This window comes from Kitasatospora sp. NPDC001261, from assembly GCF_042896795.1.
Classification (GTDB): domain Bacteria; phylum Actinomycetota; class Actinomycetes; order Streptomycetales; family Streptomycetaceae; genus Kitasatospora.
In genome coordinates this window covers 224302-249819 of the sequence record NZ_JBIAXP010000005.1, presented here as the reverse complement: position 1 = coordinate 249819, position 25518 = coordinate 224302, and the positions used below count along the sequence as shown (strand labels likewise).

The 25518-nt window shown below is 74.7% G+C and carries 16 protein-coding genes; 8 read left to right on the top strand and 8 right to left on the bottom strand.

What is annotated here, in order from left to right:
* Positions 1-151: 151 nt before the first annotated feature.
* Both ACFY4B_RS09160 and ACFY4B_RS09155 read right to left on the bottom strand, forming a co-directional pair.
* Positions 152-853, bottom strand: a complete 702-nt coding sequence (locus ACFY4B_RS09160) for a response regulator transcription factor (RefSeq protein ID WP_049659142.1) — start codon at positions 851-853, stop codon at positions 152-154.
* A complete protein-coding gene (locus ACFY4B_RS09155; RefSeq protein ID WP_158077755.1) occupies positions 825-1919 on the bottom strand; it encodes a sensor histidine kinase in 1095 nt (364 codons plus the stop codon). Before ACFY4B_RS09155 ends, ACFY4B_RS09160 begins: the two co-directional genes overlap by 29 nt.
* A gap of 501 nt (positions 1920-2420) precedes the next feature.
* Between ACFY4B_RS09155 and ACFY4B_RS09150 the strand changes: the two genes are divergently transcribed.
* The 8 genes from ACFY4B_RS09150 to dpgD all read left to right on the top strand — a co-directional run bounded on the left by ACFY4B_RS09150 (position 2421) and on the right by dpgD (position 14520).
* On the top strand, positions 2421-4241 hold the full coding sequence (locus ACFY4B_RS09150; RefSeq protein ID WP_387826818.1) for a 2-isopropylmalate synthase: 1821 nt from the start codon (positions 2421-2423) through the stop codon (positions 4239-4241).
* Positions 4242-4423: 182 nt separating this feature from the next.
* Positions 4424-7171: an AAA family ATPase gene (locus ACFY4B_RS09145; protein ID WP_387826821.1), complete on the top strand. Its 2748-nt coding sequence runs from the start codon at positions 4424-4426 to the stop codon at positions 7169-7171.
* Between the two features lie 173 nt (positions 7172-7344).
* Positions 7345-8475 carry a 3,5-dihydroxyphenylacetyl-CoA synthase DpgA gene (dpgA, locus tag ACFY4B_RS09140; RefSeq protein ID WP_380739811.1) on the top strand — a complete coding sequence of 377 codons (1131 nt, stop codon included), beginning with the start codon at positions 7345-7347 and terminating at the stop codon, positions 8473-8475.
* A 47-nt stretch (positions 8476-8522) separates the two neighbouring features.
* The gene (gene dpgB / locus ACFY4B_RS09135) at positions 8523-9233 is read left to right on the top strand and encodes an enoyl-CoA-hydratase DpgB (protein WP_049658312.1); all 711 of its coding nucleotides are present in this window, start codon (positions 8523-8525) and stop codon (positions 9231-9233) included.
* A gap of 85 nt (positions 9234-9318) precedes the next feature.
* Complete coding sequence (dpgC, locus tag ACFY4B_RS09130) at positions 9319-10539, top strand: (3,5-dihydroxyphenyl)acetyl-CoA 1,2-dioxygenase DpgC (protein ID WP_387967011.1); 1221 nt, start codon at positions 9319-9321, stop codon at positions 10537-10539.
* Positions 10539-12203 (top strand): thiamine pyrophosphate-binding protein, encoded by a 1665-nt coding sequence (locus ACFY4B_RS09125; RefSeq protein WP_387967009.1) that lies wholly within the window; start codon positions 10539-10541, stop codon positions 12201-12203. Before dpgC ends, ACFY4B_RS09125 begins: the two co-directional genes overlap by 1 nt.
* Positions 12204-12280: 77 nt before the next feature.
* Entirely contained in the window at positions 12281-13720 is a 1440-nt protein-coding gene (locus ACFY4B_RS09120; protein WP_375874433.1) for a benzaldehyde dehydrogenase, read from the top strand.
* Entirely contained in the window at positions 13720-14520 is an 801-nt protein-coding gene (gene dpgD, locus ACFY4B_RS09115) for an enoyl-CoA-hydratase DpgD (protein WP_049652977.1), read from the top strand. The genes ACFY4B_RS09120 and dpgD overlap by 1 nt, the downstream gene beginning before the upstream one ends.
* Before the next feature lie 78 nt (positions 14521-14598).
* Here dpgD and ACFY4B_RS09110 read toward each other — a convergent pair whose 3' ends face one another.
* The 6 genes from ACFY4B_RS09110 to ACFY4B_RS09085 all read right to left on the bottom strand — a co-directional run bounded on the left by ACFY4B_RS09110 (position 14599) and on the right by ACFY4B_RS09085 (position 25508).
* On the bottom strand, positions 14599-15558 hold the full coding sequence (locus tag ACFY4B_RS09110) for a zinc-binding alcohol dehydrogenase family protein (RefSeq protein WP_387967008.1): 960 nt from the start codon (positions 15556-15558) through the stop codon (positions 14599-14601).
* 79 nt (positions 15559-15637) lie between these two features.
* The gene (locus ACFY4B_RS09105; protein ID WP_387967007.1) at positions 15638-16294 is read right to left on the bottom strand and encodes a CatB-related O-acetyltransferase; all 657 of its coding nucleotides are present in this window, start codon (positions 16292-16294) and stop codon (positions 15638-15640) included.
* A gap of 19 nt (positions 16295-16313) precedes the next feature.
* Entirely contained in the window at positions 16314-17819 is a 1506-nt protein-coding gene (locus ACFY4B_RS09100; RefSeq protein WP_387967006.1) for a class I SAM-dependent methyltransferase, read from the bottom strand.
* A gap of 93 nt (positions 17820-17912) precedes the next feature.
* Positions 17913-18908 (bottom strand): quinone oxidoreductase, encoded by a 996-nt coding sequence (locus ACFY4B_RS09095; RefSeq protein WP_049652986.1) that lies wholly within the window; start codon positions 18906-18908, stop codon positions 17913-17915.
* 50 nt (positions 18909-18958) lie between these two features.
* On the bottom strand, positions 18959-20164 hold the full coding sequence (locus ACFY4B_RS09090; RefSeq protein WP_387967005.1) for an FAD-dependent oxidoreductase: 1206 nt from the start codon (positions 20162-20164) through the stop codon (positions 18959-18961).
* A 46-nt stretch (positions 20165-20210) separates the two neighbouring features.
* Positions 20211-25508, bottom strand: a complete 5298-nt coding sequence (locus tag ACFY4B_RS09085; RefSeq protein WP_387967004.1) for an SDR family NAD(P)-dependent oxidoreductase — start codon at positions 25506-25508, stop codon at positions 20211-20213.
* Between the last annotated feature and the right edge of the window lie 10 nt (positions 25509-25518).

Sequence of the window (25518 nt, the reverse complement as noted above, 5' to 3'; positions counted from 1 at the left end):
GTTGAGGCCCCGGCCGGCCGCGGCGAGGCTTGGAACCGGGCCGACCGGGCCGACCGGTGCGCCCGGGCCGACCGGTTGCGCGGGGCGGCGCGCCGGGCGGGGTGCCGGCCGGCCGCGCGGGGGAGTCGGGAAGGAGCGTGCGGAGGAGGTCTCAGCCCGCCCGGTGGCGGTGGCAGGACTGGTCGTGCGGGGGCGCGATCAGGGAGGCGGCGATCGCCTTGTTCACGGCGTCGATCCGGGAGACCGCGCCGAGCTTGGCGAAGACGTTGCGCAGATGGCGTTTGACGGTGGCTTCGGTGATCGTCAGCCGGGTGGAGATCTGGCCGTTGCTCAGCGCCTGCGCGACCAGCTCCAGGATCTCCAGCTCCCGGGCGGACAGCACGTTCTCGGTGATGCCCTGCATCCGGGCCAGGCTGTCCCGGGAGACGGCCAGGACCATCCGGTCCGAGCCGCGGTGGACGCTGCGGACCGCCGCGAGCAGTTCGTCGCCGCACACGCTCTTCAGCAGGTAGCCCCGGATGCCGGCGTTGATGAGCCGTCGGAGCAACTGGGGGCCGTCGTACATGGACAGCATGATGATCTGCGAGGACGGCGAGAGCGCCCGCATCCTGGTGACGGTGTCGGTGGGCTCGCCGTCGGGGAGTTCGACGTCCAGCAGGACGACGTCCGGCCGGTGCCGGGCGACCTGGGCGATGGCGTCGCCGCTGTTGGCGGCCTCGCTCACCACCACCATGTCGTCCTGCGACTCCAGGATCTCGCGCACCCCCTCGCGGACCAGCGCGTGGTCGTCGACCAAGGCGACGCGGGTGGTGGCGGACGCGGGGTCAGCAGCTACGGCGTCGCGCGGGTTCATCGAGGAGCCGTCCTTTGAGAGGTACCGAGAGATCCACCCTGGTGCCGTTGTCCGGACGGCCGTTGACCAGCAGTCGGCCGCCGAGCAGTTCGGCCCGCTCGCGCATCGAGGACAGGCCGACGCCGGCGTCGGCCGGCCGCTCCTGCGGCAGCCCGCAGCCGTCGTCCTCGACGGTGGCGCGGAGCTCGTTGGGGGTGATCTCGACGTTCACCAGCAGCACCGTGGCCCGGGCGTGGCGCAGGGAGTTGCGGACGCCCTCGCGGAGGATCAGGAACACCTCGTCGAGCACCTCCGGCGGAGCCCAGGCCTCGTCCCCGTTCACCCGGAGCCGGGCGGCCACGCCGTCGGGGCCCAGCGACTCCAGGTCGTTGAGCAGGGCCTTCTCCAGGCTCTTCAACGGCTGGCGGGTGTGCAGGTCGGAGGTGACCGCGCGCAGGTGGTGCATCGACTCCTGGATGGCCTGCTGGGCGGTGGCCAGCTTGACGCTCGCCCGGTCCGGCTGCTTGTCCAGGTAGAGGGTGTAGAGCTCCAGCTGGCGGTGGGTCACGCTCATGCCGTGCCCGATCCGGTCGTGGAGCTCGCGGGCGATCCGGCGCCGCTCGTCGAGCTGCGCCTCGTGGATCTTGTCGACGAGTAACCCGGTGTACGCGGCCACCGACTCGCGGATCCGCAGGGCGACACCGCGCTCCAGCGCGAGGGTGATCAGGGTGAGGGTGTCGACTTGTCTCGATCCGGGCGGAAGGTGGCTGAATATCGTCGACAGCGCCGCGTGGAAGAAGGCCGAGGAGGCCTGGACGGATTCCCGGGGGTGGACCCCGTCCGCCGCGCGTGTCGCGCCGACGTCCCAGGCCAGCAGCTTGCACGTCTGGTCGACCTCGACCTGCCCCACGCGCAGGCTGGTGACCACGTCGGCGACGATCTGACGGGCGGTGGCCAGGGCCTGGTCCAGCGAGGCCGGGCTCTGCGCGATGGCGTTGCCGGCCGCCCGGAGCGAGGCCTCGTAGGCCTCGACTATCTCGGGCGTGCGTTGTTCGATCAGGTCCGCCACCTGTTGGCGAGTCGTCAAGGCTGCCTTCTCCAAACCGGTCACGTGCCGGCCCCCGTGTCGCCTTGGCCAAGCGGGGTCAAGATACCAGAACGCCGTGCGAATTCGAGGGCGTGAAGATGGCCTCCGGGAGCACCCCTCGCCGGTCGAGCGTGTTCGAATCTTCAACTAGTTCAAAGGCGTGGCCGGAATGCCGGGACCGGTGACAAAGGGGGGGTCGGCCGCGCCGTGAAGAAGTGGACGGCGGAGTGGCCGGAAGTCGTCCCGTCGTGCCGGCCGCCACCCGGCCGGGCGCGGGCGGAGGGACCGCCGGTGGTACCGGGGCCGGAGCGGAGTGGCCCGGGGGTGGAGTGGCCACTACTCCCTTCGATACCCCCCGCTCATCCCTCCGGCGCGGATGGGCCGACAGCGCCGGCGAGACCGTTGTCCGGGACTACGGCGGCTCTCTAGCGTGACGTTCACAGGACGTCCGCAATCGACCGGTACTTCCTGCATGTCCGCAACAAGAGCATCACTCCGTGCATGTCCGCAACAAGACCAGTACTTCCCGCATGTTCGCAACAAGAAACAGTTGTGAGGAACCAGACCGTGAAGGCTGACCGGCTGCCCCGGCGCTACCAGGCGTTCGTCCCGATGACCCTGCCCGACCGCACCTGGCCGGACCGGACCCCCACGGCGGCGCCGCGCTGGCTCTCCACGGACCTGCGGGACGGGAACCAGGCGCTGGCCCGCCCGATGACGCCGGCCCGCAAGCTCGCCATGTTCGACCTCCTGGTGGCGATGGGCTACCGGGAGATCGAGGTCGGCTTCCCGGTCGCCAGCCAGGACGAGTACGACTTCGTCAGGATGCTGATCGAGCAGGACCGGATACCCGAGGACGTCCGCGTCTCGGTGCTGGTGCCGGCCCGCGACGAGCTGATCGAACGGACCGTGGAGAGCCTGCGCGGCGCCCGCGCCGCCACCGTCCACGTGTACAACGCGACCGCGCCGCTCTTCCGCGACCTCGTCCTCGGGATCGGCCGGCCGGAGTGCGTCGACCTCGCCCTGCGCGGCACCCGGTCGATGATGCGGCACACCGAGCGGCTGCTGGGCGACTGCGAGGTCGGCTACCAGTACTCCCCGGAGCTGTTCAACGAGACCGAGCCGGAGTTCGCCGTCGAGGTCTGCGAGGCGGTGATGGACCTCTGGGAGCCCGGCCCGGGCCGCGAGATCGTGCTGAACTTCCCGGCCACGGTCGAGCGTTCGATGCCGCACGTGTTCGCCGACCAGATCGAGTGGCTGGACCGCACCCTCTCCCGTCCCGAGCACCGCTGCCTGTCGATCCACCCGCACAACGACCGGGGCACCGGGGTGGCCGCCACCGAACTGGCCCTGCTGGCCGGGGCGAAGCGGGTCGAGGGCTGCCTGTTCGGCGGCGGGGAGCGGGCCGGCAACGTCTGCCTGGTCACCCTCGGCCTCAACCTGCTGACCCAGGGCGTCGACCCGGGCATCGACTTCTCCGACATCGACCGGGTGCGCCGCACCGTCGAGCACTGCTCCGGACTGCCGGTCTCCCCCCGCCACCCCTACGGCGGCGAACTGGTCCACACCGCCTTCTCCGGCACGCACCAGGACGCCATCAGGAAGGGCTTCGCCGCCCTGGAGGCCGAGGCCGCCGCCGCCGGCGAGAGCCCGCGCGACCGCGCCTGGCGGATGCCGTACCTGCCGATCGACCCGCAGGACCTCGGCCTCGGCTACGAGGCGGTGGTCCGGGTGAACAGCCAGTCCGGCAAGGGCGGCGTCGCCCACGTCATGAGCGCCCGGCACGGCCTGGACCTGCCGCGCGGGCTGCAGATCGAGTTCGCCCGCACCGTGCAGGCGGTCGCCGAGGCCACCGGCGCCGAGGTCGCGCCGGACCGGATCGGCCGGCTCTTCGAGCGGGAGTACCGGTCCACCGCGGACGAGACCAAGCCGCTGGCCGTACGCCACGCGCCGGTCCCCACCGAGCTGTTCGTCGACGGGGCCGGCCCCGCCAGCGCGGACGGCACGGTCCGCGCGGAGGAGGTGCGCAGCCTCGGCGCGACCCTGGCGCCCTGGGGCGTCGAGGTCCGGGACGTCCGGCACACCGGCCCCGAGGGCAAGTCCGCGGACCCGGGGCGGGAGGCCGCCGTCTACGCCCGCTGCGCCTTTCCCGACGGGCCGGCCTGGGGCTTCGGCCGGGGCCCGGGCCTGCACGCCGCCGCCTTCTCCGCGATCCGGGCCGCCGCCGCCCGGGCCGGCCAGGGCCCGGCCGAACCGGACCCGCCCGCACCGGAGCGGGCCCGGGCCCAGGGCGCCGCCCCGCTCCCCGCCGAGCGCCGCTGAGCACCGCTGAGCCCGAACACCAGCTGGGCCCACCACAGACCCACCGACGGGGCACCACCGGGAGCCCCGGAGCAGCACCGAGCACCACCCAGCACCACCCGAGCAGCACCGAGCACCGCTGAGTCCCACGCAGCCGGTTCCCCCACCCACACCGCACGTACGCACGAGAGAAAGTCTGAGCAATGATGCTGGTCGAACGCGATGAGCACCTGGCCTTCCTGGCCGGTCTGCTGACCGAGGCGGTCGGGGGCAGGGGACGGATCGCCGTGGTGAGCGGCCCGGCGGCCACCGGAACGAGCGCCCTGCTGGACGAGTTCGTCGAGCAGGCGGCCGGGGCGGGCGTCCTGCCGCTGACGGCGGTGGGGTCGGCCGCCGAGACCGGCCTGCCGCTCGGCGTGCTGGGCCAGTTGCTGCGCGGCGCCCCGGTGCCGGCCGAGCAGCGGGCCGCCGTCCGCGAACTGCTCGCGGCCGGCCCGGACCGGCGGGAGCCGGCCGCCCGGGAACTGAGCGCGCTGCTGCTCGACCTGGCCGAACGGCAGCCGCTCGCCCTGGTGGTGGACGACGTCCAGCACGCCGACCCGGACTCGCTGGCCTGCCTCTCCCACCTGACCCGCCGGCTCGGCCGCTCCCGGATCATGGCCGTCCTCGGCCGGACCGGCCGGGCCGCCCACCGCACCGCCGAGTTCCACCAGGAGCTGCTGCGCCGCCCCGGCTGCCACAGCCTGGTCCTGCCCCTGCTCACCCCCGACGGCGTGGAGCGGCTGGTCGCCGAGCGCCTGGGCCGGGAGGCCGCCGACCGGCTCGCCGCCGACTGCCACCGGATCAGCGGCGGCAACCCGCTGCTGCTCACCGCCCTGCTCGACGGCCAGCTCGCGGCGGTGCGGGCCGGCACCGACGACGGCGGGCTGGCCGTCGCCGACGGCTACGGGCAGGCGGTGCGCGACCTGCTGCACCGGAGCGCCCCCGGGCTGCTCCCGCTCGTCCAGGCCCTCGCCGTGCTCGGCGCCCCGGACGGGGTCGGCCGGCTGCTCGGCGTGGACGGCGCGGAGGCGGCGCGCGGCCTGCGCGAGCTGGCGGACTGCGGCCTGCTGGCCCCCGACGGCTTCCGCCACCCGGCCGCCCGGGCCGCCGTGCTGCTCGACACCGGCTCCGAGCGCAGGGCCGAACTGCACGGCAGGGCCGCCGGACTGCTGCACGCGGGCGGGGGCGCCGCGGCCGCGACGGCCGAGCACCTGCTCGCCTCCGGGCGGGTCGAGGAGGCCTGGACGGTCCCCGTACTGGAGGAGGCCGCCACGCTGGCGCTGGCCGAGGGCCGGGTCGGCCAGGCCGTCGAGTACCTGCGGCTGGCCTGCCGGGTCTGCGCGGACGGGCCCCGGCTGGCCCGGATCAGGACCGCCCTGGTCCGCGCCGAGTGGCGGATCAACCCGGGCGCCCCGACCCCGCACCTCACCGAGCTCACCACCGCCCTGCACCGCGGCCACCTGCGCCCCAGCGACGGCCTGGTGCTCGCCAAGGCCCTGCTGTGGCACGGCCGTTTCGAGGAGGCCAGGGACGTGCTGTCCCGGCTCGGCCTGGAGAGCGGTCCGCACGACCCGGAGACCGCGGCCGAGCTGCGGACCACCCGGCCGTGGCTGCGCTGCTGGTACGCGCCGCTGCTGGCGCACGTGCCGTCCGCCGAGGAGGAGCCGGACCCGCGCCCGGCGCCGTCCACCGCGGTCAGCTGGCGGCTGGAGGCGGCCACCGCGCTGGACTCGGTGCTCAGCCGCGGCCCGTCCGAGCAGGCGGTCGCCGAGGCCGAGCGGATCCTGCGCACCTCCCGGCTGGACGAGACGGGCATGGACACCGTCGAGTCGGCGCTGCTCGCGCTGACCTACGGCGACCGGGCCGACCGGGCCGCGCCCTGGTGCGACGGCCTGATCGCGGAGGCGGCCGCCCGCCAGTCCCCGGGGCGCCAGGCCCGGTTGGCGACCATCCGGGCCGAGATCGCCGTACGGCAGGGCGACCTGCCCGGCGCCGAGCGGTACGCCCGGCAGGCGCTGGAGATCATCCCGGCCGGCAGCTGGGGGGTGGCGGTCGGCGGCGCGCTGGCCAGCCTGCTGACCGCGCTGACCGCGATGGGCCGCCACGACGAGGCCGCCGACCAGCTCAACCTGCCCGTCCCGGAGGCGATGCTGCAGAGCCGCTACGGCCTCCACTACCTCCAGGCCCGCGGCCGGTACCAGCTGGCCACCGGCCACCTGAACGCCGCGCTCGGCGACTTCCTCGCCTGCGGCGAGCTGATGCGCCAGTGGGGGCTGGACGTGCCCGGCCTGGTCGCCTGGCGCGGCGAGGCCGCCGAGGCGATGCTCCAGCTGGGCGACCGCGACGGGGCCCGGCGCCTGCTGGAGGAGCAGCTCGCGATGGTCGACCAGTGCGCGCCGCGGGCGCGGGGCGTGGCGATGCGCCAGCTCGCCGCCACCGGCGACCTGCGCCAGCGCCCGGCCCTGCTGCGCAAGGCCGCGGACGTGCTCCAGGAGGCCGGCGACCGGTACGAGCTGGCCCGGGCGCTCGCCGACCTGGCCAGGACCTACCACGACCTGGGCGAGCTGCGCCGGGCCAGGCTCACCGCCCGCCGCGCCTGGATGCTGGCCGAGGAGTGCCAGGCCCAGCCGCTCACCCGGCTGCTGGGCGTGGAGTTCGGCTGGAGCAGCGGCGGCGACCAGTCGGCCCGGGAGAGCGCCCCGGCGGTGTCCGACGCGGTGCTCAGCGACGCCGAGTGCCGGGTCGCCGAGCTGGCCGCGCACGGCTACACCAACCGGGAGATCGCCAAGCGGCTGTACGTGACGGTCAGCACCGTGGAGCAGCACCTGACCCGGGCCTACCGGAAGCTGCGGGTCAGCTCCCGGGTCGACCTGCCCACGGCGATGGGCGCGCTGACCCGGGCCGGCTGAGCCCCGGCCGGGCCCCCGGCGGGCCCCTGGTCGAGCCCCGGCGGGGCCGGGCAGGGGGCCCCGCCGGGACAGGGGGCCCTAAGGGGCGGACCGGGGTGTTCGAGCGGGTCCGCCCCTGCTGGAATGCGTCTGTCAGTCGTCCATGGCCGGAATTTTCCAGAAAGGGGGGCGACATGGCGCTGACCTTGTCAGAGAAGGACGTGCCACCGCTCGCGGAACAGGACGGGGCATTGCCCCGGATCATCGGCATCGCCACCGCGAACCCGCCGGACTCCTATGCGCAGAGCGATATCCTCGACATATTCGGGATAACCGACCAGCGCATTCGGTCGCTTTTCATGAACAGCGCGATCGACCGCCGTTTCCTCATTCTCCCGCCGGAGGGGCCGGACGGCGGGCGCCGGATGGAGACCCAGGGCGAACTCCTCCGCAAGCACCGGGCGTCGGGCGTGGAGACGGGCGCGCGGGCGGTGCGCGAGTGCGTGGCCCGCACCGGCCTCGACCTCTCCGAGATCGGCTACATCTGCTGCGTCACCACCACCGGACTGCTCACCCCCGGACTCTCCGCCCACCTGATCAAGGAACTGGGCCTCGACGTCCGGACCAGCCGGCTCGACGTGGTCGGCATGGGCTGCAACGCCGGGCTCAACGGCCTGACCGCGGTGGCCGGTTGGGCCGCCGCCAACCCCGGGCGACCGGCCCTGATGGTCTGCGTCGAGACCTGCTCGGCGGCCTACGTCTTCGACGGCACCATGCGCACCGCGGTGGTCAACAGCCTGTTCGGCGACGGCGCCGCGGCGGTGATCCTGATGGCCGACCCGGACGGCCAGCTGGACCGCCCGGAGAGCGGCGTGCGGGCCGAGGGCCCGACCGTCCTCAAGTTCTCCAGCCGCATCATCCCCGAGGCCGTCGACGCGATGCGCTACGACTGGGACGACGACCAGGGCAAGTTCAGCTTCTTCCTGGACCGCGACGTGCCGTACGTGGTCGGCGCGCACGCCGAACTCGTCGTCGACAGGCTGCTGGAGGACACCGGCCTGCGGCGCAGCGACATCGCCCACTGGATCGTCCACTCCGGCGGCAAGAAGGTCATCGACTCGGTCCAGATCAACCTCGGACTGACCCGGCACGACGTCCGGCACACCACCGGGGTGCTGCGGGACTACGGGAACCTCTCCAGCGGCTCGTTCCTGTTCTCCTACGAGCGGCTGATGGCCGAGGGGCAGGTCCGGCCCGGCGACCTCGGGGTCTTCATGACGATGGGCCCCGGATCGACCATCGAGACGGCCCTCGTCCGGTACTGACCGGAATGCACCAGACACAGCCCGCACCTTCCGAAAGAGGAATTCCCATGTCCGTCAGCGAACTGCTTCCCGAACGCACCGGGTCGGCCGGGCGCCACGTCCTGATCGACTGCTCCGCGCCGCTGACCGAGCAGCTGATCGGCCAGGTCGTCGAGGTCTGCGACGAACTGGAGGACGCCGACCGGGCGACCTTCGCCGTGCTGCACGTCGAGGGGACGGCCGGCGTCCGCGAGCAGGCCTGGCCCGGCGAGGTCGGCATCCACCTGGTCAACAAGTGGGAGCGCGCGCTGCGCCGCCTGGAGCGCGTCCCGGCCGGCGTCCTCGCCGTCGCGGCCGGCGAGTGCGCGGGCCCGGCGCTGGACCTGCTGCTGGCCGCCGACCACCGGATCGCCACGGCGGACACCCGGCTGAGCCCGGCGGTCACCGCCGGCCGGCTGTGGCCCGGCATGGCCGTCCACCGCCTGGTCCAGCAGCTGGGCGTCGCCCGCGCCCGCCGCCTGGTGCTGTTCGGCACCGAGGTCACCGCGGCGGAGGGCGCCGAGCTGGGCCTGTTCGACCGGGTCGTCGAGGACCGCGCGGGCGTCGCCGCCGCCGTCGAGAGCGCCGGCGCGCTGCTCGGCGGGCTGGTCGGCGGCGAACTGGCGATCCGCCGCCGGCTGCTGCTGGACGCCACCACCACCAGCTTCGAGGAGTCGCTCGGCGCCCACCTGGCGGCCTGCGACCGGACGCTCCGCAACCAGTCCGCCGACCGGGCCTGACCCGTCCGGCGCCCGACCGTCCCGCGCCCGGGCCGGCCGGCGCCCGACCCGACCCGTACCCGATCCACCGAGGGAAACAGCTGTCATGACCGTCCCAGTCTTCACCCTGGACACCGCGCGCAGCGTGGACACCGCCCCGGAGGCCAGGCTGTCCCGGCAGCGCTTCCTGCGGGAGCACGTCGCAGAGGTCTACGGTGCGCTCACCGAGGAGCGCACCGTCCACCTGCGACTGGACGAGCTGCTGCGCCGGGCCGGGGAACGCCACCCCGGCCTGGTGCCCGGCGAGGCGCAGCTGGCCGCCGAGCACGGGCTGCGGCAGGCCGACAAGGAGGGCCTGGAGATCGACCAGGGCATCTTCCTCCAGGCCGTCCTCGCCCACCCCGAGTGCGGCCGGCACCTGATCGACGCGATGCTGCGCCCCACCGAGCGGGCGCTGGCCCTGCTCCCGGAGTTCAGCCGCACCGGCAGCGCCGACCTCGGCGTGGTCCGGATCGAGCGCCGCGACGGCACCGCCCACGTGACCGTCCACAACGACCACTGCCTGAACGCCGAGACCAACGCCCATGTCGAGGACATGGAGACCGCGGTGGACCTCGTCCTGCTCGACCCGGCCACCGAGGTCGGCGTCCTGCGCGGCGGCGAGATGACCCACCGGCGCTACCTCGGCCGCCGGGTGTTCAGCGCCGGGATCAACCTCACCGAGCTGCACGAGGGCACCATCTCGTACGCGGACTTCCTGATGCGCCGCGAGATCGGCTACATCAGCAAGATCTACCGCGGCCTGCTGGTCGACGACGACCGCGCCTGGCCGCAGCGCACGCTGGAGAAGCCCTGGGTGGCCGCCGTGGACACCTTCGCGATCGGCGGCGGGGCGCAGCTGCTGATGGTCTTCGACCACGTGATCGCCGCCGCCGACAGCTACTTCAGCCTGCCCGCCGCCCAGGAGGGCATCGTCCCCGGCCTCGGCAACCTGCGCCTCACCCGGCTCGCCGGCGGCCGGGTCTCCCGCCAGGTCATCCTCGGCGGGCGCAAGATCTGGGCCCGCGAGCCCGACGCCGCCGCGCTGTTCGACGAGGTGGTCGAGCCCAAGGCGATGGACGCGGCCGTGGAGGCCGCCGCCGCCCGGCTGGCCAGCCCCGCGGTGGTCGCCAACCGGCACATGCTCCACCACGCCGAGGAGCCCGTCGAGACCTTCCGCCACTACCTCGCCGAGTTCGCCCTCCAGCAGGCCCTGCGGCTGTACGGGCTGGACGTGATCGCCAAGGTCGGCGCGTCGTGGACCCGCCGCCCGGCGAAGGACGCCTGATGCGCCCGGTCGAGGCGATGCTGGAGATCCTCCGGGCCGAGGGCGTCACCACCGTCTTCGGCAACCCCGGCACCAGCGAACTGCCCTTCACCGACGCGCTCAGCGCGGCCGGGGACATCGACTACGTGCTCGGCGCCCACGAGGGCTCGGTGGTCGCCATGGCGGACGGCTACGCCCGGGCCACCGGCCGCACCGCCTTCGTCAGCCTGCACATCGCGGCCGGCCTCGCCAACGGCCTGGTCGGGTTGCTCAACGCCAGCCGCTCGCGCACCCCGATGGTCGTCACCGCGGGCCAGCAGGACCGCCGCCACCTGGCCTGCGACCCGATGCTCTCGGGCGACCTGATCGGCCTGGCCTCGGCGGCGGTCAAGCAGACCTTCGACGTCCAGCACGCCCACGACCTGCCGCTGATGCTCACCCGGGCCTTCGCCGCCGCCCGGCGCGCCCCCGCCGGGCCGGTGTTCCTGTCCATCCCGATGGACCTGCTCACCGAGGACGTCGACGTCGAGGTGCCCGGCCGCTCCACCCTCGCCCCGCAGGGCCCGGCCACCGAACTCGCCGCCGCCGCCGGGCTGCTGGCCGCCGCCGAGCGCCCCGCCCTGGTGGCCGGGGACGCCGTCGGCCGCGACGGCGCGGTGGCCGAACTGACCGCGCTCGCCGAGGCGCTCGGCGCGGTGACGTACCACCAGCCGATGAACGACAACCTGGACTTCCCCACCTCGCACCCGCTGTACGGCGGCATGCTGGGCGCCACCCACGCCGCGATCCGGGAGACCCTGGCGGCCCACGACACCGTCCTGATCGTCGGCACCCACGCCTTCATGGCCCACCACTACACCCCCGGCTCGCCGATCCCGGAGACCACCACCGTCCTCCAACTGGACGCCGACGCCGCCGAACTGGGCCGCAACTTCGGCGTCCGACTGGGCCTGCACGGCGCGCTTCGGCCCTCCCTGGCCGCCCTCGCGGAGCAGCTCGCCGGACGCGTCCCGCGGGCCGCCGAGCGGACCGCCGCCGCCGGCCGGCGGGCGGCGGCCGGGTGGGCCGCCACCGACCGCGCCGCGCTCGCCGCGTACGGACCGGGCCCGCTCGACCCGCTGGCCGCCGCCCACGCCGTGGCCGCCGGACTGCCCGAGGACGCCGTGGTGGTCGAGGAGGCCATCACCACCGGCCTGCGGCTGCGCCAGGTGCTCCGCCAGGACCGCCCGGGCTCGTACCTGCACACCGTCGGCGGCGGCCTCGGCCACGGCATCGGCGCCGCCGTCGGCCGCCGGATGGGCGACGACAGCCGCCCGGTGGTCGCCGTGCTCGGCGACGGCTGCGCGATGTTCGGCCTCCAGGGCCTGTGGGCGGCCGGCCACTACCGCGTCCCGGTGACCTTCGTGGTGATGAACAACGGCGAGTACCGCACCCTCAAGGAGACCCTGGACACCTGGGACAGCCGCTCCACCCGGGGCGGGCGCTACCTCGGCCTGGACCTGGCCTTCGGCCCGGACAGCGGCCGCCACCGGCTGGACTTCCGGGCCGCCGCCGAGTTCTTCGGCATCGAGGCCGTCCGGGTCTCCCACCCCGCCGAACTCACCGAGATCGTCGCCAAGTCGGCGTCCGCGACCGCGCCGCTCCTGGTCGACGTGCCCATCACCGGGCACACCCCGCCTCGTTGAACCGGGGGCGTGCCCGACGGACACGCCCCGGTACGCCGTTCGTCGGGGCCGAACCACTGACAAGGGAGGTGGCCGCGATGAGCGGTCTCATTCAGCTGGACGCCGGGCTCGACCCGGCACTCTCCGGTGGCGAGCTCCAGGTACGGGAGCCCGCCACCGGGCGCCCGATCGCCGTGGTCTCGCTGGCCGCGGCCGCGGACGTGGACCCCGCCGTGGCCGCCGCCGCGCAGGCCCAGCCCGGCTGGGCGGCGACCCCGCCGACCGGGCGCGCCGCCGTCATGCGCCGCGCCGCCGCCGTGCTGGAGCGCCACCGCGAGGAGATCGTCGACCTGCTGGTCCGCGAGGGCGGATCGGTGCGCGGCAAGGCCGACTTCGAGGTCGGCGCCGTCCTGGACGAGCTGTGGTCCGCCGCGGCGCTGCCCACCCGCCCCAACGGCCACCTGCTGGCCTCCGAGCCGGGCCGGGAGAGCTTCGCCCGCCGGGTGCCGCTCGGGGTGGTCGGCGTGATCAGCCCGTGGAACGTGCCGCTGGTGCTGGCGATGCGCGCGGTCGCCCCCGCGCTGGCCCTCGGCAACGCCGTGGTGGTCAAGCCCGACGTGCACACCCCGGTCTCCGGCGGCCGGGTGATCACCCGGCTCTTCGAGGAGGCGGGCCTGCCCGCCGGGCTGCTCCAGGTCCTGCCCGGCGACGCCGAGGTCGGCGAGGCCCTGGTCCGCCACCCCGACGTGCCGATGATCGCCTTCACCGGCTCCAGCGAGGTCGGGGCCAGGATCGGCGCGGTCGCCGGCGGCATGCTCAAGCGCGTCTCGCTCGAACTCGGCGGCAACAACGCCCTGATCGTCCTCGACGACGCCGACCTCGACGCCGCGGCCTCGTCCGGGGCCTGGGGCTCCTTCTTCCACCAGGGCCAGATCTGCATGGCCGCCGGGCGCCACCTGGTGCACCGCGCCGTCGCCGACCGGTACCTGGAGCTGCTCGCCGACCGCGCCCGCAAGCTGCGCCTCGGCGACCCCTTCCGCGAGGAGGTCGACCTCGGCCCGGTCATCGGCGAGCGGCAGCTCGACCGGGTCGAGCGGATCGTCCGCGAGTCGGTGGCGGCCGGCGCCGTGGTGCTGGCCGGCGGCGCCCGGCGCGGCCCGTTCTTCGAGCCGACCGTGCTGGCCGGCGTCACCCCCGACATGCCCGCCTTCACCGAGGAGGTGTTCGGGCCGGTCGCCCCGGTCACCGTGGTCGCCGACGACGACGAGGCCGTCGAACTGGCCAACCGGACCGCGTACGGGCTCACCGCCGCCGTCCAGACCGGCTCGGTGCGGCGCGGCCGGGCGATCGCCGACCGGCTGCGCACCGGCATGGTCCACGTCAACGACCAGACCATCAACGACGAGGCCCACGTGCCGCACGGCGGCCGCGGCGCCTCCGGCAACGGCACCCGGCACGGCTCCGAGCACAGCTGGGACGAGTACACCCAGTGGCAGTGGCTGACCGTCCGCGAGACCCCGGCGAGGTACCCGTTCTGATGGCCGAGCCGACACGGGTGCGGTACGAGAGGAAGGGCCGGGTCGGGTACGTCACCCTCGACCGGCCCGAGGTGCTGAACGCGATGGACCTGCGCATGCACGAGGAGCTGTGCGGGATCTGGGACGAGGTCGAGGCCGACCCCGAGGTCTGGGTGGTGGTGCTGGCCGGCGCCGGGGACCGGGCCTTCTCGGTCGGCCAGGACCTCAAGGAGCTGGCCGAACGGGTCAGGGCCGGCACCGCCACCTCCACCTTCGGCAGCCGGGGCAAGCCGGGCTACCCCCGGCTCACCGAGCGGTTCGCGCTCTCCAAGCCGGTCGTCGCCCGGGTCCAGGGCTTCGCCATGGGCGGCGGCTTCGAGCTGGCGCTGGCCTGCGACATCATCGTCGCCGCCGAGGACGCCGTCTTCGCGCTGCCCGAGGCGAAGCTCGGCCTGATCGCCGGCGCCGGCGGGGTGTTCCGGCTGGCCCAGCAGCTGCCCTACCGGGCCGCGCTGGGCCACCTGATGACGGGCCGCCGGCTGAGCGCCCGGCGCGCGCTGGAGTACGGGCTGGTCAACGACGTGGTGCCGGCCGGGGAGCTGGACGACTGCGTGGACGGCTGGGTGCGCGACATCCTGCGCTGCGCCCCGCTGTCCGTCCGCGCGGTCAAGGAGGCGGCGGCCAAGGCCCTCACCACGCCGCTGGAGCAGTCCTTCGCCACCCGCTACGTCTGGGAGGAGCGCCGGATGCACAGCCGGGACGCCGAGGAGGGCCCGCTGGCCTTCCTGGAGAAGCGCGAACCGGAGTGGACCGGCACCTGACGCGACAGTGACGGCAACGACGAGGCCGCCGCCGGGAATCCGGCGGCGGCCTCGGTCGTCGTGCGGTGACCGCGTCGACTACGGGACGACGACCAGGCGCTTGTGCCCGGTGTCCTCGGCCTGCCAGGCCTGCTCGATCTCCGCCAGCGGCACCGCCCGGGTGTCGATCCGGATCTCACCGGCGGCGGCGCCCGCCATCAGGCGGTTGAACATGTCCAGGAACGCCTGCGGCGGCGGGAAGCCGCCGCCCACGATGGTCAGGCCCGCGCTGCGGATCGTGCCGGCCGACAGCTCGATGGTGGCGCCCGCCGACTCGCCGATCTGCACCAGCCGGGGGCCGGAGCTCTTCAGGTGGAAGTCCTTGCGGGTCATCGCGGTCAGCAGCGCCTCGGTCGGCTTGCCCCACAGGTAGTCCAGGATCACGTCGTACCCGGTGTCGCCGGCCGCGGCGGCGAAGGCCTCGGCCATCTCCTCCTGGGTGCCGTTCAGCGGGACGGTGGCGTCCGCGCCGTACGAGCCCAGGGTGTCCAGGACCTCCTGGTTGCGGCCGGCGGCGACGACCCGTCCGGCGCCCAGGTGCTTGGCGATCTGGATGGCGAGCTTGCCGGCGGCGCCGGTGGCGCCCAGCACCAGGACGGTCTCGCCGGGCTGCAGCTTGGCGGCGTGCTCCAGCGGTATCCACGAGGAGAGCGCCGGGTTGGGCAGCGCGGCGGCGGTGAGGTCGTCCACGCCGTCCGGCACCGGCCAGGTGAACGGGGCGCGGGCGACGGTCAGTTGCGCCATCGAGCCGTACGGCTTGCGGGCCCCGCCGAAGAACACCCGGCTGCCGTCCTCCAGTCGGCCGACGCCGTCCAGGCCGACCACCGCGGGCAGGTTGTCGGAGCTGGCGAAGTGGCCGCCGCCGGCCACCGCCTTGGTGGAGGGGTTGAGCGCGGCCGCCAGGACCTGGACGAGCACCTCGCCCTCGCCCGCGGTCGGCTCGGGGAACCGCTCGAAGCGGGGCGGCTTGCCGAGCGTGTGGAGGACTGCGGCGTCCATGGTGCTACTCCATTCACAGGTGATCGGGCCGAACGTACGCCGGTCCCCGGCCGAGGGCGGCCGGGGACCGGGGAAAACATCAGTTGATCAGACCGGCTTCCTTGGCCGCCAGTTCGAGCTCGGCGGGGGAGCCGGTGAAGATGGTGCGGACGTGCTCGGTGACGGCCTCGACCGGCCAGTCCCACCAGGCGATCCGGGTGAGCCGGTCGATGTCCGCGTCCTCGAAGCGCTTCTTGATCAGCTTGCCGGGGTTGCCGCCGACCACGCCGTAGGCCGGCACGTCGGAGGTGACCACGGCCCGGGTGCCGATGATCGCGCCGTCGCCGATCGTCACGCCCGGCATGATCACGGCCTCCCGGCCGATCCACACGTCGTTGCCGATGACGGTGTCGCCGCGGCTGGCGACGGTAGCCAGCGCGTCCACCGTCCGCGCGGTCCAGTCCCCGCCGAACATGAAGAACGGGTAGGTGGTGGAGCCGATCATCGGGTGGTTGGCGGCCGGCATGATGAACTGGGTGCCGGTGCCGATGGCGCAGTACTTGCCGATCACCAGCTTCTCGGGCCCGAAGTTGTAGAGCACGTTCCGGGTCTCGAACGCCGCCGGGTCGTCGATGTCGGCGTAGTAGGTGAATTCCCCCACCTCGATCAGCGGCGAGCTGATCAGGTTCTTCAGGAACACCACCTTGTTGTCCATTCCCGGAAGGTACGTCTGGGAAGGGTCGGGGCTGACGGGCATGGCCTCTCCTCGTGCGGGACTATGCCTTGACGGCGGTGACGAACAGGAAGTTTCCGGGGCCGGACAGGTCGCGCACGGTCATCCCGGCGCCGGCCAGCCAGCCGGTGAGCTGCTCCGGGTCGAAGGAGCCGCGGTGCGCCTGGCGCTCCAGCCGGCTCTGGAACTGTCGGTAGAGCGGGTCGGCGGCCTGACGGAAGGTCATGACCGTGAAGGTGCCGCCCGGGCGCAGGCAGCGGCCGACCTCGCGGATCGCCCGCTCCGGGTCGGGGATGGCCTGCAGCGCGTTCCAGCAGTTCACCCCGCCCAGCGAGGCGTCCTCGAACGGCAGCTCCAGGGCGCTGCCGCGGACGGTGAGGACCCGGTCCAGCTTGGCCCGCAGCTGGGCCAGCATCTCGGCGGAGAGGTCCAGCGCGATCACCCGCTCCTCGCCGAGCGAACGGGCCAGCACCCTGGTCCAGCGGCCGGCGCCGGCCGCCAGGTCGAGCACCGGGCCCTCGACCGGCCGGACGTGCTCGCTGAGGTAGGCGTCCTCGTCGTCGAGCGACACCCAGCCGCCCCAGTTGGCGCCCATGATCCGGACGAACCCGGCCCGCAGGCCGCGCTCGTACCGGCCGGCCAGCAGCGGGTCGCTCGGGCCGGACGGCTGGTCGTGGAAGTCCAACAGCCCGTCCACCGACGGGAATACGGCCTCGCAGCCGGTGCAGACGGCGGCCTCGGCGCCGCCGGTCAGCGGCTGCCGGCAGCGCGGGCAGCGGACGGCCCGGGCGTGGCCCCGCAGGACGTCCGCGGCCGGGGACGGCTCGGCGGTCCGCTCCTCCTCGGGGGCGGGCACCACGAACGGGGACACCGTGGCGCCGTGCTCGCAGGCCCAGACCGCCTTGGCGCCGGAGTAGGCCAGCAGCGCCCGGGTCTCGGTCGCCCACAGCTCGGCGGTGCGCTCGGCGGGCAGGCCGAGCCACTGGTCGAGCGCGGGGGCGGTGGCCCGCTCCTGCTCGGTCAGGCCCCAGACGGCGGGGGAGGGGAAGACCCGGCCGAGGTTCCACCGGGTCGCGGCGTCCGCGGTCTCCCACGGCTGGAGGCAGCGGGCCAGCCGGGACAGGTCGTCCCGGTCCACCCCGGTGCCGGGGAGGGCGGCGAGGATCCGCTCGCCGTCCTCGGGGAAGTGGCCCAGCAGGAAGAACAGGGCGGCGCCGCGGCCGGCGTCCGTCCCGCCGTCCGACAGCAGCCGGAGGTAGCGGTCCAGGCCGGCCCGGACGGCCTCGTGGGCGGGGAAGCCGCCGTCCGGGCCGGCGGCCTCGGCCAGCAGCCCGAGCAGCAGGGCGAGCCTGGCCTGGTGTGCGGGCGGGACGGTGTCCAGCGCGTCCAGCAGGGCCGGAATTCCGGCGAGCGCGTCCGGGCGGAGGGAACCGTCCGCCTGGAATTCCGCGGCGAGCCGGCGGAATACGCCGTCGAGTTCGGCGGGGGTCGAGCCGGTGAATTCGTCGATCGTGGCGCGCGCGACCGAAATCGCGCTCGTGTCACTCATGGTGCGGAGCCTACCCGTCCCGGTCTGCGAGGCAGATCCGAATATGGTGCGAGAAGCGTGTTCTGAGGGGAATTCAGGGGGTGTAGGGGGGTGTTAGGGGATGAGCAGGACGCGGCCGCTGGTGCGGCGCTCCTCGACGGCGGCGTGCGCCTCGGCGGCCTGGCCGAGCGGGAAGCGGGAGTCGATCCGGACGGTCAGCTTCCCCTCGCGCATCCACTGGAAGCAGCGCTCCAGGAAGTTCAGCGGCGGCCACGACTCGTCGAAGAAGTGCGGCAGGCAGAAGCGGGTGACGAACAGCGAGCCCTTGTCGTTCAGCGTCATCAGGTCCAGCGGCGGGACGAAGCCGCTCGCCTGGCCGAAGTTGATCAGGTAGCCGCGCGGGGCCAGGCTGTCGAGGTTCGCCTCGAAGGTGTCCTTGCCGACCGCGTCGTAGACCACCCGGACGCCCTCGCCGCCGGTGATCCGCTTGACCTCGGCGGCCACGTCCTCGGTGCCGCCGGAGACGATCACCGCCTCGGCGCCGGCCTCCTTGGCGACGACGGCCTTCTCCTCGGCGGAGACCACGCCGATGACCCGCGCGCCGCGCATCCGGGCGAACTGGGTGATCAGCGTGCCCACGCCGCCGGCCGCCGACTGCACCAGGGCCCAGTCGCCCTCGGCCAGCGGGTACGCCTCGTGGGTCAGCTTGTACGCGAGCAGGCCCTGCACCGGCAGGCCGGCCGCCTCGCCGAGGTCGATGTCCTCCGGCACCGGGATCAACTGCGCGGCGGGGGCGATGACATGGCTCGCGTACGAGCCGGCCGCCAGGGCCCAGGCGACCCGGTCGCCGACCCGCACGCCGGTCACGTCCGGGCCGAGCGCCTCGACGTAGCCGGAGCCCTGGTAGCCGGGCTCCAGCGGGAGCGCGGCGTCGGCCCGGTAGTAGTCGCGCTTGGCGAGGTCGCCGCGCCGGTTGAGGATGTCGAAGAAGGTGACGGCCGCGGCGTGGGTGCGCAGCAGCACCTGGCCCGGGCCGGGCTCGGGCAGTTCGAGGTCCTCCAGCTCCAGCACCTCGGGGCCGCCGTAGGCGTGCTGACGGATGATCTTCATGGCGGGTGTCACTCTCTCTGGGAACGGGTGGCGTGTGAACTGACGGACCGTCAGCGCGGCTTGGCGTTGAGGTAGTTGCTGAAGGCCTTGATCTGGAAGCGCTGGAACCCGGTGAAGGAGATGCCGTCCTTGGAGCGCTTGAAGAGGCCGGGCACCGACTGGCCCTGCTTCCCGGTCGCCGCGGCGTAGTGGTAGAGCATCTTGACCCGGCGGCGGCGGATCTTCTCGTAGCGGCGCAGCAGTTCGGCGGGGGAGCCCTGGCCGGAGAGCGCCCGACCGATCACCCAGGCGTCCTCCAGCGCCTGGTTGGCGCCCATGCCGGTGCGCGGCGGGACGGCGTGCACCGAGTCGCCGAGCAGCGTCACCGGGCCGCGCCCCCACACCTTGGGGACCTGGTGCAGGATGTGCGGGAAGACCTGGACGTCCTCGTCGCTGATCGACTCCAGCAGTTCCGGCAGCGGGGAGGAGAAGCCGGCGAACCGGGCCCGCAGGTTGGCCACCGCGGACTGCGGCCGGCCGTCGGCGCCGAGCGGGCCGGTGCCGTCGGGGGAGCCGGGCGCGCCGGGCGGGACCGCGTCGCCGTCCGCCCACGGCGTCTCGAAGGCCCAGTAGAGCATGGACTCGCCGAGCGGGTGCATCACGCACAGGCCGTGCTCGCCGGCCATGGTCTGCACCCGGTTGCTGTTGGTCAGCTCCACCGGCAGCGGGGTGGTGCCGTGCCAGGTCGCCCAGCCGGTGTGCTCGGCCGGCGAGAAGCCGAAGAGGTGCTCGCGGACGAAGGAGCGGTGGCCGTCCGCGCCGATCAGCACGTCGGCCTCGATCCGCCGGCCGTCCTCGAAGGTGATCGCGACCGGCCCGTCCGTCCCCGGCGCGGGCTCGTCGATGACGGTGGCGCGGGCGCCGAACCGCAGCACGCCCGGCGGCAGCGCGGCGGCCAGCACCTCGACCAGCTCGCTGCGGCGGATCACCTTGTTCGGCGAGCCGAAGTCGCGCGCGATCCGGTCGAGGTCGACCTTGACCAGCGGCTGGCCGGTCTCCGAGGTGATGTCCACCCGGTCGAGGCGGTGGCCGAGGTCGGTGTGGTCGATGCCCAGCTGGGTCAGGATGCCCGTGGCGTTCGGCCACAGGATCACCCCGTAGCCGCCCTTGCGGAGCTCGTCCGCCTGCTCGTAGAGCTCGACCTGGTGGCCGGAGCGGGTGAGCGCCAGGGCGGAGGCGACGCCGCCGAGCCCTGCACCGATGATGACGATCTTCATGAGCTGTCTCCTGAGGAGGTTCGAACGGTGGATCAGCGGCCGGCCGTCAGAGGGGTCTGAGGGCGGGCTCGACGGCGTCGGCCAGCCACGCCAGCACGGTGCGCGCGGTGGTGTCGGAGTGGTCCTCCAGGACCGAGAAGTGGTCGCCGGGGGTGTCCAGGGCGGTGTGCGGGAGCGACCAGACGGCCTGCCAGCCGGCCGACTCCCGGATCTCCTCGGTCCACGGGTCGGCCGCCCGCACCAGCAGGGTCGGTACGGCGATCCGCTCCGGGCGCCAGCCCGCGAAGAGCCGGTGGTACGCGCCCATCGCGGCCAGCCGGGTGTCGTCGGCGAGCGCGAAGGCCGACTCGCGGTCCTTCATCGCGGCGGACATCGACGGCTCCAGCAGCGGCAGTTGGTCGTAGTCCGGGTCGTAGCTGTCGACCAGGGCCAGCCCGGCCGGGCCCGTCCCGAGCCGCTCCAGCCGGGCGGCGACCGCGTGCGCGATCCAGCCGCCGGCCGAGCGGCCGACCAGGACGAACGGCCGGCCGCCGGTGTGCCGGAGCACCGACCCGGCGTGCAGGCCGGCCAGCGCGTCCAGGTCGGCGGGCGGCAGCTCACCGGCCAGGAAGCCCGGCTGGGGCAGCACCAGGACCTCGCGGCGGCCGCGGCAGGCGGCGGCGAACCGGGCGTACTCGTGCGGGCCGGAGACCGGGCCGAAGGACGGCAGGCAGACCAGCACCGGGCCGTCCGGGCTCTGCGCCAGCCGGACCGGCTCGGCGGCCGGGGCCTCCTCGGCGGTCCGGAACGAGGGCCGGCAGCCGGCGGCGGCCTTGAGCAGGTCCAGCGCGGCCATCGAGGAACCCTGCTCGCAGGCCTGCCAGTAGAGCGTCGCCAGCGGGCCGTCGGGCTCGGCGCCTGTGGTGGTGCCCGCTCCGGCGGTCCGGCCGTCGGCGTCGGCGTCGGCGTCGGCCCGCTCGGCGAGGCGCTCGCGCAGGTGGGCGGCGAGCAGCGCCGGGGAGGGCTGGTCGTAGATCAGGCTGGTGGCCAGCCGGAGCCCGGTGGCCGCGCCCAGCTGGTTGCGCAGCGCCAGCGCCGTCAGCGAGTCGAAGCCGAGCTCGAGGAACCGCCGCCCCGGGTCGACCTGTTCGGGCCCCGCGTGGCCGAGCACCCCGGCCACCGCGCCGCGCACCAGGTCGAGCAGGATCCGCTCCCGCTCCACCTCCCCGGCGTCCGCCAGCCGCCCGGCCAGCCGCTCGGCGGCGGACGGGCCCGCGGTGTCCTCGGGGAACTCCCCGGCCGGCTCCTGGCGCCGGGCCGGCGTACCGGCCGTGAGGTCGCGCAGCAGTGCGGGCAGCGGCCCGGGAGCGGCCCGGCGGCGGATGGCGGGCAGGTCCAGGCGGGCGGTCACCAGGGTGGCGTCCCCGGCCGCCAGCGCGGCGTCGAACAGGGCCAGGCCCTCGGCGGAGGAGAGCGGGGCCACCCCGCCGCGGACCATTCGGGACAGCTCGGCCTCGTCCAGCCCGCCGGTCATGCCGCTGGGCTGCGCCCACAGGCCCCAGGCGAGCGACTGCGCGGGCAGGCCCCGGGAGCACCGGCGCTCGGCGAGCGCGTCGAGGAAGGCGTTGGCCGCGCCGTAGCTGGTCTGGCCCGCGCTGCCGAGGGTGGCGGCGGCGGAGGAGAACAGCACGAAGGCGGCCAGGTCGTGGCCAGCCGTCAGGTCGTGCAGGTGGGCGGCGGCGTCGACCTTCGGGCGGAGCACGGTGTCCACCCGGTCGGGGGTGAGCGAGTCCAGGATGCCGTCGTCGAGGACGCCGGCGGTGTGGATGACGGCGGTGAGGGGGTGGTCGGTGGGGATGTCGGCGAGCAGTGCGGCGAGTTGGTCGCGGTCGGCGGTGTCGCAGGCGGTGACGGTGACGGTGGCGCCGAGGGCGGTGAGTTCGGTGGTGAGCTCGGCGGCGCCGGGGGCGTCGGGTCCGCTGCGGCTGGTGAGCAGCAGGTGGCGGGCGCCGTGTTCGGTGACGAGGTGGCGGGCGAGCAGGGCGCCGAGGGTGCCGGTGCCGCCGGTGACCAGCACCGTTCCGGCCGGGTCGATCGGGCGGGCCGGCTCGTGGGGGACGGGCAGCAGGCGGGCCGCGTGCGGAACGCCGTCGCGGATCACCAGCTGGGGCTCGTCGGTGGCCAGGGCGGCGGGGACCGCCGCGGCGGAGGCGGCGGAGTCGTCCAGGTCGAGCAGGGCGAACTGGCCCGGGTACTCCGCCTGGGCGGAGCGGACCAGCCCCCACACCGGGGCCAGGGCGAGGTCGTCCAGGCCGGGGCCGGCGGCGCGGCGGGTGGCCAGGACGAGGCGGGAGGCGGCCAGCCGGGGTTCGGCGAGCCAGGCGCGGAGCAGGTCGAGGGTCCCGTTGACGGCGGCGCGGACGGCCGTCGGCAGCCCGGCGTCCGGGCCCGCCGCGGCGGGCAGGTGGTAGAGGACGGTGGCGGGGACCGTCTCGGCGGCGGCGAGGGCGGCCAGGTCGGCGTACGGGACCAGCCCGGCGGCGGAGCCGGGCCCGGCGTTGAGGACGGCGATCGGGCCGTCCGGGCGGCCGGTGCGGGCGCCCCCGACGGGCCGCCAGACCGTCCGGAACAGGGCGCCGGCCGAGGCGTCCTCGCGGGGCCCCTCCAGCCAGTAGCGGCCGCGCTGGAAGGGGTAGGTGGGCAGGTCGACCCGGCGGGCCCCGGCGAGGGCGGGGGAGAAGTCGACCGGGACGCCCCGGACGTGCAGCCGGGCGGCGGAGGCCAGGAAGGCGGTCGGGCCGCCGTGGTCGCGGCGGAGCGTGCCGCAGATGACGGTGGGCGCGGCCGTCTCGTCCAGGGTCTCTTGGAGTCCGGGGGTGAGGACGGGGTGGGGGCTGATCTCGACGAAGGTGGTGAAGCCGTCGGCGGCGAGGGTGCGGACGGCCTCCTCCAGCCGGACGGTCCGGCGGAGGTTGCGGTACCAGTAGGCGGCGTCCATCGTCGTGGTGTCCAGCCACCGGCTGTCGACGGTGGAGTGGAAGGGGATGTCGGCGCCGCGCGGGGTGACGGGGGCGAGCAGGGTGAGCAGGTCGTCCTGGATCCGCTCGACGTGGGCGGAGTGGGAGGCGTAGTCGACGGGGATGCGGCGGGCGCGGATGCCGTCGGTGGTGAGGTGTTCGACGAGTTCGTCGAGGGCGTCGGCGTCTCCGGCGACGACGGTGGAGGTGGGGCCGTTGACGGCGGCGACGGAGATGCGGTCGTGCCAGGGGGTGAGGTCGATGTCCTCGGCGGGTTGGGCGACGGAGACCATGCCGCCGTTTCCGGCGATGGCGGTGATGGCCTGGGAGCGCAGGGCGACGGTGCGGGCGCCGTCCTGGAGGGTGAGGGCGCCGGCGACGGTGGCGGCGGCGATCTCGCCCTGGGAGTGGCCGATGACGGCGTCGGGCTGGACGCCGTGGGCCTGCCAGAGGGTGGCGAGGGAGACCATGACGGCCCACAGGGCGGGCTGGACGACGTCCACCCGGTCGTAGCCGGGGGCGCCCTCGGCGCCGCGCAGGACGTCGATCAGCTTCCAGTCGGTGAACTCGGCCAGCGCGTCGGCGCATTCGGTGATCCGGGCGGCGAACACCGGCTCGCTGTCGAGGAGTTCGACGGCCATGCCGACCCACTGCGAACCCTGCCCGGGGAACACGAACACCGTCCGGCCGGTCACGTCCGCCGTACCGGCCACCACGGCGGCCGGGTCCTGCCCGGCGGCGTAGGCGGCGAGCGCGGCCCGGTCGGCGCCGACCACCACCGCGCGGTGGGGGAACGCGGAGCGGCCGGTGGCCAGCGAGTGGGCGACGTCGACGGCCGCGAGCGCGGGGTGGGCGTCCAGGTGCTCGGCGAGGCGCCCGGCCTGGGCCCGTACGGCGGCCTCGGTGCGGCCGGCCAGCAGCCACGGGGCGCCGGTGCCGGCCGACGGGGCCTGCTCCTCGGCGGGCTGCTCGGTGGGCTGCTCGGTGGGCTGCTCCTCCGGGGCCTGCTCGACGATGACGTGGGCGTTGGTGCCGCTGATCCCGAAGGAGGAGACGCCGGCCCGGCGCGGGCGGCCGGTCTGCGGCCACTCCCGCTCCTCGGTGAGCAGCTCCACCGCGCCCGCCGACCAGTCCACGTGCGAGGACGGCCGGTCCACGTGCAGGGTGCGGGGCAGCACGCCGTGCCGCAGCGCCAGCACCGTCTTGATCACCCCGGCCACCCCGGCCGCGCTCTGGGTGTGGCCGATGTTGGACTTCACCGACCCCAGCAGCAGCGGCCGTTCGCGGTCCTGGCCGTAGGCGGCGAGCAGCGCCTGGGCCTCGATCGGGTCGCCGAGCCGGGTGCCGGTGCCGTGCGCCTCGACGGCGTCCACGTCGGCGGCGGTGAGACCGGCGGAGAGCAGGGCCTGGCGGATCACCCGCTCCTGCGCCGGGCCGTTGGGCGCGGTCAGCCCGTTGGAGGCGCCGTCCTGGTTGACGGCGCTGCCGCGCAGCACCGCCAGCACCGGGTGCCCGTTGCGGCGGGCGTCGGAGAGCCGCTCCAGCATCAGCATGCCGACGCCCTCGGAGAACCCGGTGCCGTCCGCCGCGTCCGCGAAGGCCTTGCACCGGCCGTCCGCCGCCAGGCCCTTCTGCCGGGTGAACTCCACGAACAGTCCGGGCGTGGACATCACCGCGACGCCGCCCGCCAGGGCCAGGTCGCAGCCCCGGCGGCGCAGCTCCTGGACCGCCAGGTGGATCGTCACCAGCGAGGAGGAGCAGGCGGTGTCCACGGTGACGGCCGGGCCCTCCAGGCCCAGCGCGTACGAGACCCGGCCGGTGGCGACGCTGCCCGCGCTGCCGTTGCCCAGGTAGGCGGCGACCTCGTCGGGCACCTCGTCCAGTCGGGCGGCGTAGTCGTGGTACATCACGCCGGCGAACACGCCGGTCCGGCTGCCGCGCAGGGTGAGCGGGTCGATGCCGGACCGCTCGACGGCCTCCCAGGAGGTCTCCAGCAGCAGCCGCTGCTGCGGGTCCATGGCGAGGGCCTCGCGCGGGCCGATACCGAAGAAGCCGGGGTCGAACTCGGCGGCGTCGTAGAGGAACCCGCCCTGGGCGGTGGCGCTCTGCTCGCCGAGGTCCCAGCCGCGGTCGGCGGGGAACGGCCCGATGCCGTCGCCGCCCTCGGTGAGCAGCCGCCAGAAGTCCTCGGGCGTGCGCACCCCGCCGGGCAGCCGGCAGGCCATGCCGGTGACGGCGATCGGCTCGTCGGCGATCGCCGACAGCCGCTCGTTCTGCTTCCTGAGCCGCTCGTTGTCCTTGATCGAGGCGCGCAGCGCCTCGACGATCCGCTCCGGCGGGGTAGTCATGCTGTCCTCT

Excerpts from the sequence above, each read along its gene's own strand:
- ACFY4B_RS09095 (WP_049652986.1), bottom strand. The coding sequence starts at position 18,908 with ATGAAGATCATCCGTCAGCACGCCTACGGCGGCCCCGAGGTGCTGGAG.
- ACFY4B_RS09120 (WP_375874433.1), top strand. The coding sequence starts at position 12,281 with ATGAGCGGTCTCATTCAGCTGGACGCCGGGCTCGACCCGGCACTCTCC.
- ACFY4B_RS09145 (WP_387826821.1), top strand. The coding sequence starts at position 4,424 with ATGATGCTGGTCGAACGCGATGAGCACCTGGCCTTCCTGGCCGGTCTG.
- ACFY4B_RS09105 (WP_387967007.1), bottom strand. The coding sequence starts at position 16,294 with ATGCCCGTCAGCCCCGACCCTTCCCAGACGTACCTTCCGGGAATGGAC.
- ACFY4B_RS09125 (WP_387967009.1), top strand. The coding sequence starts at position 10,539 with ATGCGCCCGGTCGAGGCGATGCTGGAGATCCTCCGGGCCGAGGGCGTC.
- ACFY4B_RS09150 (WP_387826818.1), top strand. The coding sequence starts at position 2,421 with ATGTCCGCAACAAGACCAGTACTTCCCGCATGTTCGCAACAAGAAACA.
- dpgC (WP_387967011.1), top strand. The coding sequence starts at position 9,319 with ATGACCGTCCCAGTCTTCACCCTGGACACCGCGCGCAGCGTGGACACC.
- ACFY4B_RS09085 (WP_387967004.1), bottom strand. The coding sequence starts at position 25,508 with ATGACTACCCCGCCGGAGCGGATCGTCGAGGCGCTGCGCGCCTCGATC.
- dpgD (WP_049652977.1), top strand. The coding sequence starts at position 13,720 with ATGGCCGAGCCGACACGGGTGCGGTACGAGAGGAAGGGCCGGGTCGGG.
- ACFY4B_RS09160 (WP_049659142.1), bottom strand. The coding sequence starts at position 853 with ATGAACCCGCGCGACGCCGTAGCTGCTGACCCCGCGTCCGCCACCACC.
- ACFY4B_RS09110 (WP_387967008.1), bottom strand. The coding sequence starts at position 15,558 with ATGGACGCCGCAGTCCTCCACACGCTCGGCAAGCCGCCCCGCTTCGAG.
- ACFY4B_RS09090 (WP_387967005.1), bottom strand. The coding sequence starts at position 20,164 with ATGAAGATCGTCATCATCGGTGCAGGGCTCGGCGGCGTCGCCTCCGCC.
- dpgB (WP_049658312.1), top strand. The coding sequence starts at position 8,523 with ATGTCCGTCAGCGAACTGCTTCCCGAACGCACCGGGTCGGCCGGGCGC.
- dpgA (WP_380739811.1), top strand. The coding sequence starts at position 7,345 with ATGGCGCTGACCTTGTCAGAGAAGGACGTGCCACCGCTCGCGGAACAG.
- ACFY4B_RS09100 (WP_387967006.1), bottom strand. The coding sequence starts at position 17,819 with ATGAGTGACACGAGCGCGATTTCGGTCGCGCGCGCCACGATCGACGAA.